Annotated in this window: 8 protein-coding genes and 1 pseudogene; 3 read left to right on the top strand and 6 right to left on the bottom strand. The window is 69.8% G+C overall.

What is annotated here, in order from left to right:
* Positions 1-20 precede the first annotated feature (20 nt).
* From ABT367_RS20690 to nsdA, 3 genes are all read right to left on the bottom strand, one after another.
* Positions 21-359: a P-II family nitrogen regulator gene (locus tag ABT367_RS20690; protein WP_030231663.1), complete on the bottom strand. Its 339-nt coding sequence runs from the start codon at positions 357-359 to the stop codon at positions 21-23.
* A complete protein-coding gene (locus ABT367_RS20695; protein WP_199547462.1) occupies positions 356-1,717 on the bottom strand; it encodes an ammonium transporter in 1,362 nt (453 codons plus the stop codon). Before ABT367_RS20695 ends, ABT367_RS20690 begins: the two co-directional genes overlap by 4 nt.
* Before the next feature lie 374 nt (positions 1,718-2,091).
* Positions 2,092-3,564 (bottom strand): transcriptional repressor NsdA, encoded by a 1,473-nt coding sequence (gene nsdA / locus ABT367_RS20700; protein WP_352254542.1) that lies wholly within the window; start codon positions 3,562-3,564, stop codon positions 2,092-2,094.
* Between the two features lie 479 nt (positions 3,565-4,043).
* Here nsdA and ABT367_RS20705 point away from each other — a divergent pair, with 479 nt between their 5' ends.
* The gene (locus ABT367_RS20705) at positions 4,044-4,718 is read left to right on the top strand and encodes a bifunctional DNA primase/polymerase (RefSeq protein WP_352254535.1); all 675 of its coding nucleotides are present in this window, start codon (positions 4,044-4,046) and stop codon (positions 4,716-4,718) included.
* A 218-nt stretch (positions 4,719-4,936) separates the two neighbouring features.
* On the opposite strand, the gene ftsY is transcribed toward ABT367_RS20705, so the two are convergent.
* Positions 4,937-6,151, bottom strand: coding sequence for a signal recognition particle-docking protein FtsY (gene ftsY, locus ABT367_RS20710; protein ID WP_352254536.1), 1,215 nt, complete (start codon positions 6,149-6,151; stop codon positions 4,937-4,939).
* Between the two features lie 170 nt (positions 6,152-6,321).
* On the opposite strand from ftsY, the gene ABT367_RS20715 reads away from it, so the two are divergent.
* The gene (locus ABT367_RS20715) at positions 6,322-7,812 is read left to right on the top strand and encodes a cytosine permease (protein ID WP_352254537.1); all 1,491 of its coding nucleotides are present in this window, start codon (positions 6,322-6,324) and stop codon (positions 7,810-7,812) included.
* Positions 7,813-7,943: 131 nt separating this feature from the next.
* Positions 7,944-8,924 (top strand): LLM class flavin-dependent oxidoreductase, encoded by a 981-nt coding sequence (locus ABT367_RS20720; RefSeq protein WP_352254538.1) that lies wholly within the window; start codon positions 7,944-7,946, stop codon positions 8,922-8,924.
* Between the two features lie 16 nt (positions 8,925-8,940).
* On the opposite strand, the gene ABT367_RS20725 is transcribed toward ABT367_RS20720, so the two are convergent.
* A complete protein-coding gene (locus ABT367_RS20725; RefSeq protein ID WP_352254539.1) occupies positions 8,941-10,365 on the bottom strand; it encodes a sugar porter family MFS transporter in 1,425 nt (474 codons plus the stop codon).
* Between the two features lie 32 nt (positions 10,366-10,397).
* Positions 10,398-12,550, bottom strand: a pseudogene (locus ABT367_RS20730) (chromosome segregation protein SMC); the annotation flags it as partial.

The following is a 12,550-nucleotide window of genomic DNA, read 5'->3' on the forward strand; positions in this document are numbered from 1 at the left end:
TTGCCTGTTCAGTTGCCCGTTCAGAGCGCGTCGGGCCCGCGCTCGCCGGTGCGGACACGTACCGCCGTCTCCACCGGAATCGACCAGACCTTGCCGTCACCGATCTTGCCGGTACGGGCGGCCTTCACGACGACATCGATCAGCTGCTCGGCGTCGTCGTCCTCGACCAGTACCTCGATACGGATCTTGGGCACGAGGTCCACCGTGTACTCGGCACCCCGGTACACCTCGGTGTGTCCGCGCTGGCGGCCGTAGCCGCTGGCCTCGGTGACGGTCAGCCCGTGCACCCCGAAGGCCTGCAGGGCCTCCTTGATCTCGTCGAGCCGGTGCGGCTTCACGACCGCGGTGATGAGCTTCATGCGTCAACCTTCTTTGCGGGTGCGCTGCTGTCCTGGGCTGCGGCGGGCGGTGCGGGGACCGCCGCGGTACGGGAGGCCGTACCGCCGCCCGCGCCGCTGAAGTCGTAGGCGGACTCGGCGTGTTCGACCGTGTCGACACCCGTGACCTCGTCGTCCTCGGAGACCCGCATCCCGATCGTCTTGTCGATGACGAAGGCGAGGATGGCAGAGACCACCAGGGAGTACGCAAGGACTCCGAAGACACCCGCGGCCTGCTTGCCCAGCTGCGAGGCGTCGCCACCGTAGAAGAGACCCTTGACGTCGCTCTGCACACCGCCGGTGGCGAAGAAGCCGACGAGCAGCGAGCCCACGACACCGCCGACGAGGTGGACACCCACGACATCGAGCGAGTCGTCGTAGCCGAACTTGAACTTGAGGCCGACGGCCATGGCGCACAGGACACCCGCGATGGCACCGACGGCGATCGCACCGAGCGGCGAGACAGCACCGCCGGACGGGGTGATGGCGACCAGACCGGCCACCGCGCCGGAGGCGGCACCAAGGGTGGTGAACGCGCCGTGCCGGATCTTCTCGTACGCGAGCCAGGCCAGCATCGCGGCGGCGGTCGCCACCTGCGTGTTGACGAACATGACCGCGCCCACACCGTCGTCGTTGCCCAGCCAGGAACCGGCGTTGAAGCCGAACCAGCCGAACCACAGCAGACCGGCGCCGAGCATCACGAGCGGCAGGGAGTGCGGCCGCATCGGGTCCTTCTTGAAGCCGACCCGCTTGCCGATCACGAGGATCACACCGAGCGCCGCGGCACCCGCGTTGATGTGCACGGCGGTACCGCCGGCGAAGTCGATGACGCCGAGCTCGAAGGCCCAGCCGCCCGCGCCCCATACCCAGTGCGCGACCGGGAAGTAGACGACCGTGGCCCACAGGGCGATGAACAGCGCCCACGCGGTGAACTTCACGCGGTCCGCGAGCGCACCGCTGATCAGGGCGGGCGTGATGATCGCGAACATCAGCTGGAAGACGGCGAAGACATAGACGGGGATGGTGTACCCGGGCCAGAGCTCGGTGATCCCGAGGCCGCTGAGGCCGAGGAAGTCGCCCTCCCAGCCGATGATGCCGCCCTTGTCGGTGCCGAAGGCCATGCTGAAGCCGTACAGGACCCACAGGATCGTGACGATCCCGAGGCTGATGAAGCTCATCATCAGCATGTTCAGCGTGCTCTTGACGCGGACCATGCCTCCGTAGAAGAAGGCAAGTCCAGGCGTCATCAGCATCACCAGGGCGGAGCAGATGAGCATGAACCCGGTGTTGGCAGACGAGAGCGTGGGCTCCTCTGCGGCGATCATGATGCCTGGGGGCATCGGCGTCTCCTCGTCGTCGTATGCGGCCCGTGCGGGCGAAGCTCTGCGTGCATGAGGGGTGGGCCGTCGGGTGGGCCGTTCTTCGGGCGGTCGGGCGGGCCCTAGGAGTCGGCCGGTTATGCGCCAGAGATTCCCGCAGCGCCGTTTCGGCGGATGCCGCTCGATGTTTCGCGGCAGTGACGAAGAGGTCGCGCGTGTTACGCGTACATGAACTGCCCCTGTGGGGCGGCTTGTCCGCTTCTATCCTGTGCAGCACACAAAAAACCCGGCCGCGGGGGCCATCCGGTTGACCTGGCGGTGGGGGAGCCGAGTCGGGTGATCCGGGATGGCCGGCCGCGGCCGGTGTCCATGGGGGGCTGCTCAGGGCGACGGGGTCAGACGGCCTCCGCCGCCTCGGGCAGCTGCCGGGCGAGCCGGTCGGTCAGGTCCACGAGCTTGTTGTCCTCGCCGAACTCCCGGACCACGGAGTCGAGGGTCTTGCGCAGCCGGGTGTTGACCCGCTCGGAGCGCACCTTCCTGGCCACACCCAGCGCCTTCTCCGCGAGCGCCACGCTCTGCTCGGGCTCTTTCTGCAGCAGGTGCACGGTGGCCATGCCGATCAGATTCAGCGCATACGAACGCTGGTGCTCGGCGTCCTTGGCGAAGAGCTCGACCGCACGCTCCATGACGGGCTGGGCGAGCGAGGCGTACGTGGGGCTGCGGCCCGCGACATAGGCGAGATCGCGGTACGAGTGCGCGTTCTCCCCGTTGAGCTCGGCCTCGGAGAAGAAGCGGATCCAGTCCGGCTCGGGCTCATGCGCCTCGAGGGCGTCGGCGAAGGTGTCCTCGGCCATCCTGACGGCCCGCTTGGTCTTGCTGGGCTGGCCCATATTGGCGTACGCCCGGGCCTCCATCGCATACAGCATCGCCTGGGTGCGCGGGGTGGCGCAGTCCCGACTTCCGTACTGCGCGAGGTGGATGAGCTCCAGGGCGTCATCCGGCCGGCCGAGGTGGATCATCTGCCGGCTCATCCCCGACAGGACGTACGAGCCGAGCGGCTTGTCCCCGCCTTCCTTGGCGGCGTGCAGCGCGAGCACGAAGTACTTCTGCGCGGTGGGCTGCAGGCCCACGTCATAGCTCATCCACCCGGCCAGCTCGGCCAGTTCGGCCGCGATCTTGAAGAGCCGGCGCCGGGTCTCCTCGGTCTGCGGCTCCTGCAGCAGATCCGTCACCTCGTGCAGCTGTCCTACGACGGCCTTGCGCCGTAGACCACCGCCGCACTGCGCGTCCCACTGCCGGAACATCACCGTGGTCGACTCGAGCAGATCCAGCTCGGGCCCGGAGAGCCGGCCGCCGCGCCGGATCGGCACGGGCGCCTCGGGGGCGGCGGAGCCGGCCGGGGTGGGCACCAGCCAGCGCTGCATCGGCTCGATCAGGGCGGGGCCCGCCGCGAGCGAGAGCGAGGTGCCGAGGAACCCGCGCCGCGCGAGCATCAGGTCGCTGCGGGAGAACTCGCTGATCAGCTCGACGGTCTGGTCCCCGGTCCAGGGCAGGTCCACGCCGGATACGGAGGGCGCCTGGTGGGCCGAGCGCAGCCCCAGGTCCTCGACGGCGACCACACAGCCGAAACGCTCGGAGAACAGCTCCGACATGATCCGCGGGATCGGCTCACGCGGCTGCTCGCCGTCGAGCCAGCGGCGTACGCGCGAGGTGTCGGTGGAGATGTGGTTGGCACCCATCTGGCGCGCGCGACGGTTGACTTGGCGCGCGAGCTCACCCTTGGACCAGCCGCTGCGCACGAACCAGGACGTCAGCTGCTCGTTGGGGCGCTTCTCGGCCTGCGTGCCGCCGCCTCCCGTGCCGCCCACTGGAACGCCCCCATCCCTGATGTCGCCGATACCGCCGGACACCGAGCCGTACGCATACGCCCCGGCTCGGACCGTACACACCTCAAGTCCTTACAGGATGCCGGGAGTTGAGTCCCCCTGTCCGGCAGTTGCTCACCCGTCGAACAGGAAACCGACTTGCCCCCGGCATACCCACGACCGCGAACGGCCCGGGCTTGTGCACTGAAAGTAATCCTACGATCACCCCTCCGGCGAGGGCGTTCCAAGAAACGCCACCTTTCGCCACCCCTTCGAATGAACTCAGTTGCGGCTACACGCGATTCACTTGACACATGACGGACCGGAGTGGGCGGAGCGATGCACACCGGGGCGCGCACCAATCTCCGCACCACCCCTGACCATCCCTGGCGCCACACCCGACCATGGGGCGCCGTTATACGGAGAGTCAGGGGTGAACTCCGGCTCGTAACCATGGACGTGCTCGACCCGTTGGAGGGGGCATGGGCTTCACTATCGGCGGCAGCCGCGGCATCCGCGAGACCCGCACCGGTGCGCGGCGACGCGGCCGCATGTCCGAGTGCACGGCCGTGGCCGAGTTCACCGGGTTGTGGGGCTGGGCGGTCGTCCCGGGTGCCCGCGCCGCGTCCGGGAGTTGCTCCTGCGGCGATACGCGATGTGCGGCACCCGGCGCGCATCCGCTGAGCTTCGCCGGCGAACTGCCCGCGGGCGCCACCCTCGACGAAGTCACCCGCGCCTGGGGCGAGTTCCCCGGCGCCGCCGCGATGCTCCCGGCCGGCCGCACCTTCGACATCCTCGAGGTCTCCGAGTCGGCGGGCCGCCGCGCCCTGATCCGCCTGGAACGGATGGGCCTGCCCCTCGGCCCGGTGATCTCCACCCCGGACCGGCGCGCGTGGTTCTTCGTGGCCCCCGGCGCCGCCGCCGAACTGCCCTCGCTGCTCTACCGGATGGGCTGGGACGACGCCGACCTGGACCTGCGAGGCCTGGGCCGCGGCGACTTCATCACCGCTCCCCCGTCCGACCGCGCCGGCCTCGGCCCGGTCCGCTGGCTGCGCGCCCCGGCCCTCGACTCGGCATCCAACCCGCCTCAGGCGCGCCTCGTGCTCGGGGCGCTGGCGTACGCGTCACACCGGACGGGGCCGCGGCGGCTGGGCTGAGCTTGGGGGCGGGTCCGGGTCCGGTCCGGGTCCGGGTGGGTTGGGGCTCCGGGGGCGGGATGGCTGGGCTGGGTGGTGGGTGCGGCGAGTGATTCGGGGACCATTTGCCTACGAGTGCACCCGGAATGTCCGGTTTGCGCGAGACAATTGGTCCCCCATACGCGCGGAAGGGCCCGCTCCCGGTGAGGAGCGGGCCCTTCCTGCGTGCGGGGTGGGGGCTAGTCGCCGATCAGGGCGTCGACGAAAGCCTCGGGTTCGAACGGGGCCAGGTCGTCCGGGCCCTCGCCGAGGCCCACGAGCTTGACCGGGACGCCGAGTTCGCGCTGCACCGCGACCACGATGCCGCCCTTGGCGGTGCCGTCGAGCTTGGTGAGCACGATGCCGGTGATGTCCACGACCTCGGCGAAGACACGGGCCTGGACCAGGCCGTTCTGGCCGGTGGTGGCGTCGAGCACGAGCAGCACCTCGTCCAGCGGGGCGTGCTTCTCGACGACGCGCTTGACCTTGCCGAGCTCGTCCATGAGTCCGGTCTTGGTGTGCAGACGCCCGGCGGTGTCGATGAGCACCACGTCGACGCCCATCTCCTTGCCCTCCTTCACCGCGTCGAACGCGACGGAGGCCGGGTCGCCGCCCTCGGGCCCGCGCACGGTGTAGGCACCGACGCGCTCACCCCAGGTCTGCAACTGGTCGGCGGCCGCGGCACGGAAGGTGTCGGCGGCGCCGAGCACGACGGTGTTGCCGTCGGCGACCAGGACGCGGGCCAGCTTGCCGGTGGTGGTGGTCTTGCCGGTGCCGTTGACGCCGACGACCATCACGATGCCCGGGGTCTCCCGGTCGTTGTGGGTCTTGACCTCGCGGTCCATGTCGGGGCCGACCAGCGTCAGGAGCTCCTCGCGCAGCAGGGCGCGCAGCTCCTCGGGCGTACGCGTGCCGAGCACCTTCACGCGCTCGCGCAGGCGCTCGACCAGCTCCTGCGTGGGCGCGACACCGACGTCCGCGGTGAGCAGGGTGTCCTCGATCTCCTCCCAGGTGTCGTCGTCGAGGTGCTCGCGCGAGAGCAGCGAGAGCAGCCCCTTGCCGAGCGAGTTCTGGGAGCGGGCGAGCCGGGCGCGCAGCCGGACGAGCCGTCCGGCGGTGGGCTCCGGGACCTCGATCTCCGGGGTGCGTTCGAGCTCCTCGACGACCGGCTCGGCTTCCTCGGCCGGGGCCTCGGCCTTGGGGAGCTCCACCTCCTCGATCGTGCGGCGCGGCTCTTCGCGCGGCTCCGCGGCCTCTTCGCCGACATGCGGCTCGGCCGGGGGCGCGGTGATGGTCGGCGTGGTCGACGGGGACGAGGGCGGCAGCTGCTTCTTCTTGCGGCCGCTGACCACGAGCCCGCTGATCGCACCGACCGCGACCAGGGCGATGACTACAGCAAGGATGACGATTTCCATAACCCACCCAGTATCAGCCACGGACCGCCCGAGGTCGCCGCCTGTAGGTTCCCACCAAGGACCAAGGCCTCTATTTGGTCTTTTTCGGGCGAATGTACGATGATGGGCGACTCCCCACCCCAGCCACCCGACGTTGCTGTGGCACCCCCCTCCCCCCACGGAGCATGTGCATGTCCGCGTCCAAGAGCGCCACCGCCGCCCCGCAGAGCGAGAGCGCGATAGAGACCCGGGGCCTCGAACCGGTCCCCGACAACGAGCGCACCGGCAAGATACGCGAGCTGTTCCCGACCTGGGTCGCGGCCAACATCAGCGTGCTGCTCCTGACCATGGGCGCCGGCCTGGTGGTCTTCAACGGTCTGAACTTCTGGCAGGTCCTGATCGTCGCCGCGGTCGCGCCGATCGTCTCGTACGGCATCGTCGGTCTGATCTCGATCGCGGGCAAGCGCGGCGGCTCCCCGGGCATGGCCCTCTCGCGCGCGGTCTTCGGCCAGCGCGGCAACCTCTTCCCCGGCTCGCTGATCTGGGTCGCCCGCTGGGGCTGGGAGACCATCAACGCGGTCACCGGTGCGTACGCGATCCTGACGGTGCTCGACCTGGTCTTCGGCATCAAGTCCAACACCGCGCTGATCGTCGTCACCCTTCTGGTCTTCGTGGCCCTGACCTTCGTGGTCTCCGGCCTCGGCATCAACGCCCTGCGCGTGTGCAGCAAGTGGTCCACGTACCTCTTCGGGGCCTTCAGCGTCCTCGTGCTCGTCTACCTGATCGCGAACACCGACTGGTCCGCCGTCTTCGACAAGCCGGCCGGTTCGGCCGCGATGGTCGTCGCGGGCATCGGCATGATCGGCGCGGGCGGCATCAGCTGGGTGCCCTCGGCCCCCGATTTCACGCGCTATCTGCCGCGTACCGCCTCGGCCCCGAAGATGGTCTCCACGACGATCGGCGGCGCCGGCATCGTCGTGCTCCCGATGGTCCTGATGGGCGCCGTGATGGCCGTCGGCACGCCGGACCTGGCCAACGCCCAGGACCCGGTGTCCTTCATCGGCGCGCTGCTTCCGACCTGGATCGCCGTTCCGTATCTGCTCATCGCGCTGGTCGGCATGCTGCTGATCAACTCGATGTCGATGTACTCGGCCGGCTTCACCGCGCAGACCCTCGGCATCAAGGTCCCGCGCCACTGGGCGGTCTCCGTGAACGCCGTGATCAGCCTGGTCTTCGGCTTCCTGCTGATGGTCGTGGCGACCAGCTTCATCGGCTCGTTCATCTCGTTCCTGACGCTGCTCGCGGTCGCGTTCTCCGCCTGGATCGGCGTCTTCGGCGTCGACATGCTGACCCGTAAGTCGTACGACGCGAAAGCGCTGCTCGACACCACGCGCACCAGCGCCTACTGGTACAAGGGCGGCTTCGCCTGGCAGGCCATGACCGCGTGGGGCGTGGCGCTGCTCACCGGTCTCGCCTTCACCAAGGTCGACTGGTTCGCGGGCCCGCTGTCCTCGACCTGGATCGGGCAGAACGGTCTCGGCTGGGCGGTCACCATCGTCGTGGCCGCCGCGCTGTACGCGCTGCTGCCGCGGACGAAGCCCGCAACTGCCGTGGCCGATCCGGTGGTTGAGGCCGCCTCAAAGGACGCCGAGGAAGAACGCGTCCCGGCCCTGTCCATCTGACGGGCTCCCGCCCCTGTCCATCTGACGTCACGTCAGCTAACGTCCCCCTTCGCCGGAACCACGGCCCGAAGGGGGACGTTCGCGTTCGCCGCGCCCCCACCCGACCACTGTCGACAAAGGGGACGCCCGACATGCCCGTCTCGGTCGCACGCTTCAACCTCATCGACCCCGAAGGCACGCCCGCGCAGCTGGCCGACCGCTACGGCGCCGCACTGGAGATGGCCCGCTTCGCCGACAGCGCGGGCATGACCATGATCCAGACCGAGGAGCACCACGGTGTGGAGAACAACTGGCTGCCCTCCCCGTTCACGTTCGCGGCCGGCGTCTTCGGCGCGACCCGCACCATCGCCGTCACCATCTCCGCGATCCTCGGCCCGCTGCACGACCCGCTGCGGATCGCCGAGGAGATCGCGGTCCTCGACCTGATGAGCAAAGGCCGTCTGATGACGGTGGCGGGCATCGGCTACCGCCCCGAGGAGTACGAGATGTTCGGCGTCGAGTGGGGCCGGCGCGGCAAGCTCCAGGACCACCTCCTGGAAACGCTGCTCAAGGCCTGGACCGGCGAGCCCTTCGAGTACGAGGGCCGCACCGTGCGCGTGACGCCCCGCCCGTACACGGACCCGCACCCGATGCTGGTCGTCGGCGGCTCCTCCAAGCCCGCCGCCCGGCGCGCGGCCCGGCTCGGCCTGCCGTTCTTCCCGAGCGCGCACCTGCCCGAGCTCGAGACGTACTACAACGAGAAGCTCGCCGAGTACGGCACCGAGGGCTGGATGCTGATGCCGGGCGAGGAGACTCCGCTGCTGCACATCTCGGAGGACCCGGACCGTACGTGGGCCGAGTTCGGGCACCACTTCCTGCACGAGGCGCAGATGTACAAGTCCTGGCAGAGCAAGGACATCAAGTCGGCGGTCAGCTCGGGCGCGACCACGGTCGAGGAGCTGCGCGCCGAGGGCGTCTACCGGATCCTCACGCCCGAGGAGTGCGTCACCGCGGCCGACACCTCGCTGGGCAATCTGGTCCTGCACCCGCTCTGCGGCGGCATGCCCATCGACGAGGGCTGGCGCAGCCTGCACCTGTTCACCGAACGGGTCCTGCCGAACTGCAAGCTCTGACCACCTGGCGACAGGGTCAGCCCATCTCCTCCAGCGCCTTGCCCTTGGTCTCCGGCACCCACTTGAGGATGAACGGGATCGAGAGCAGGGCGAAGGCGGTGTAGATCATGTACGCGCCCGACAGATTCCAGTCGGACAGCGTCGGGAACGTCACCGTGATCACCCAGTTGGCGATCCACTGGGCGGCCGCGGCCACGCCCAGCGCGGCGGCACGGATCTTGTTGGGGAACATCTCGCCGAGCAGCACCCAGACGACCACACCCCAGGACAGGGCGAAGAAGAGCACGAAGCAGTTGGCGGCGACGATCGCGACGGTGCCCTGCAGATCGGGCAGCGTGATGTCGTCGCCGGTGCCTTCCTTGTACGAGAAGGCCCAGGCGGCGAATCCGAGCGAGATCGCCATGCCCACGGACCCGATCAGGGCGAGCGGCTTACGGCCGATCCGGTCCACGAGGACCATCGCGATGACCGTACCGATGATGTTCACGATCGAGGTCTCGAACGAGTAGAAGAACGAGCTCGCCGGGTCGATACCGACCGACTGCCACAGCGCGTTGCTGTAGTAGAAGATCACGTTGATGCCGACCAGCTGCTGGAAGACCGAGAGTCCGATACCGATCCAGACGATCGGCAGGAAGCCCCGCCGGCCCATCAGGTCGCGGAAGGTCGACTTGTGCTCGCGGCGCATCGCCAGCTCGATCTCGTCGGCGCGCACGTTCAGGTCGATCTTGTCGCCTTCGACCTCGCGCAGCACTTCCTTGGCCTTCTCCCGCTTGCCGACGGAGATCAGGTAGCGCGGCGACTCGGGGATCGCGAAGGACAGCAACCCGTAGAGCACGGCCGGGACGACCATCACGCCGAGCATGACCTGCCAGGCCTCGAGGCCCATGATGTTGCCGCGCTGGTCACCGCCGGCGGCGTTGAGGATGCCCCAGTTGACCAGCTGCGAGATGGCGATGCCGATGACGATCGCGGCCTGCTGGAAGGAGGCGAGCCGGCCTCGGTACGCGGGCGGCGAGACCTCGGCGATGTACGCCGGTCCGATCACGGAGGCCATACCGATGGCGATACCGCCGAGCACACGCCACATCGCCAGGTCCCACAGGGCGAACGGCAGCGCCGAGCCGATGGCGCTCACGGTGAACAGCACGGCCGCGATCCGCATGGTGTGGATACGGCCGATCCGGTCGGCCAGTCGGCCCGCGATCGCGGCACCGATGGCACAGCCGATCAGCGCGGCGGCGATCACTTGGGCCAGGGCCTCGGAGCCGACGTCGAAGCGGTCTCGGATCGCCTCGACGGCGCCGTTGATCACGGAGCTGTCGTAGCCGAAGAGAAAACCGCCCATCGCGGCGGCGGCCGTGATGAAGATGACATGGCCGAGATGGTCCGGAGCGGCTTCACGCGCCTGTGTGCTGGTCACCTGTCCAGTGGCGCACATCTCGGGCACCACCACCACTTTTGGTAGGCAGGTCAGCGCAGGCGCTGGCTGATCACCTTCGAGACGCCGTCACCCTGCATGGAGACGCCGTACAGCGCGTCGGCGACCTCCATCGTGCGCTTCTGGTGCGTGATCACGATCAGCTGCGAGGACTCCTGGAGCTCCTGCATGATCCGGATCAGCCGCTGGAGGTTGGTGTCGTCGAGCGCCGCCTCGACCTCGTCCATCACGTAGAACGGGCTCGGCCTGGCCTTGAAGATCGACACCAGCATGGCCACGGCGGTCAGCGACCGCTCGCCACCGGAGAGCAGCGAGAGCCGCTTGACCTTCTTGCCCGGCGGCCGCGCCTCGACATCCACACCGGTGGTGAGCATGTTGTCCGGGTCGGTCAGGATCAGCCGGCCCTCACCGCCCGGGAACAGCCGGCTGAAGACGCCCTCGAACTCCCGGGCCGTGTCGCGGTAGGCCTCGGTGAAGACCTGCTCGACCCGCTCGTCGACCTCCTTGACGACCTGCAGCAGGTCGGCTCGGGTCTTCTTCAGGTCCTCGAGCTGCTCGCTGAGGAACTTGTGCCGCTCCTCGAGGGCCGCGAACTCCTCGAGCGCGAGCGGGTTCACCTTGCCGAGCTGCTGGTACGCGCGCTCGGCCGCCTTGAGGCGCTTCTCCTGCTCCGCCCGTACGAACGGGCGCGGTTTGTTGCGCGGGTGCTCGGGATCCTCGGGCAGCTCCTCGCCCTCGGCCGGCAGCGAGGGCGGCACCAGCTGATCGGGCCCGTACTCCCCCACGAGCCCGGCCGGCTCCACGCCCAGCTCCTCGAGGGCCTTGGCCTCCAGCTGCTCGATCCGCATGCGCTTCTCGGCACCGAGCACCTCGCCGCGGTGCACCGAGTCCGTCAGCTTGTCCAGCTCCGCCTTGAGATCGCGGCCCTGCCCGCGCGCGGCGGTCAGCTCCTGCTCCCGCTCACCCTTCGCCCGCTCGGCGGCATCGCGCTCTTCCTGCGCCCGTACAAGAGAGACCTCCACGTGGGCGAGCAGCTGGCGCGCACCCGAGGCGACGGCCTCGGCCACGTTCGCCTCGTACCGCATCCGGCTGCGCCGCTGCTCGGCCCTGGCGCGGGCCTCGCGCTCGGCGCGTGCGGCGCGGTCGAGTCCGTCGGCCCGCCCGGCCAGGCCCTTGACCCGTTCCTCGTGCGTGCGCACCTGGAGCCGGGCCTCCATCTCGGTCTGCCGCGCGTTGGCTCCGTCGGCCGACAGACGGTCCCGTACGGAGGTGTCGGGCTCTTCCTCGACCGGCGCCTCCTCGGCCACCGCGAGCCGCTCGGCCAGCTCCTCGGCGTCCATCAGCGCCTTGTCCAGCGCCTCCTGGGCACGGGCCGCGGCGGCGGTGGACCTCTCGGCCTCACCCGCCGCGCCACGCGCCTGTCCCGCGAGCCGCCCCAGCTGCTGCGACACGGTCGACTTCTCGCGGTCGGCGGCCCGGCGACGCTCGCCCAACTCCTCGACCAGGGCGGCCGAAGCGCGCCGCCGTTCGGTCGCCGCGTGCTGTGCCTCGGCCAACTCCTCGCAGCGGACGCCCAGTTCCTCAAGCTCCGCGGCGGCCTCGTCCACGGAAGCCTGTACTTCGAGCAGGCTCGGCGCACCCGCCGAACCACCCTGCGCGAAGTGCGCCCCGAGCAGATCACCCTCGGCCGTGACCGCCGTCAACTCGGGCTGCGCGTAGACCAGATCCTCGGCGTCCTCGAGGGTCCCGACGACGACGATCCCGCGCAGCAGCCGCCGTACGGCGGGCAACAGCTCATCGGGGCCGCGCACGAGATCGGCCGCGTACGGCGGTCCGTCCGGCCGCTGCTCGTCGCGTACGTCGTCGGGGCCGCCGCCGAGCAGTATGGCCGCGCGCCCGGCGTCCTGCTTGCGGAGCAGCCGGATCGCCTCGGCGGCGGTCGCGGGGTTGGACACGGCGATCGCATCGGCCGCGGCGCCGAGGGCCGCGGCGACGGGGACCTCGTAGCCGGGGGCGACGCTGAGCAGTTCGGAGGCCGGCCCCAAAAGCCCGGTCAATCGTTCCTTCGCGGCGAGCAGCGTGCCCGTACCGTCCTTGCGCCGCAGCCCCATCGCCAGCGCCTCGCGCCGCGCGGCCACAGCGGCCCGCTTCCGCTCGGCCGCGGTGGCCGCCTCACGGGCCGCGG

It is taken from the genome of Streptomyces mesophilus, assembly GCF_040300965.1.
Taxonomy (GTDB): Bacteria; Actinomycetota; Actinomycetes; order Streptomycetales; family Streptomycetaceae; genus Streptomyces; species Streptomyces mesophilus_A.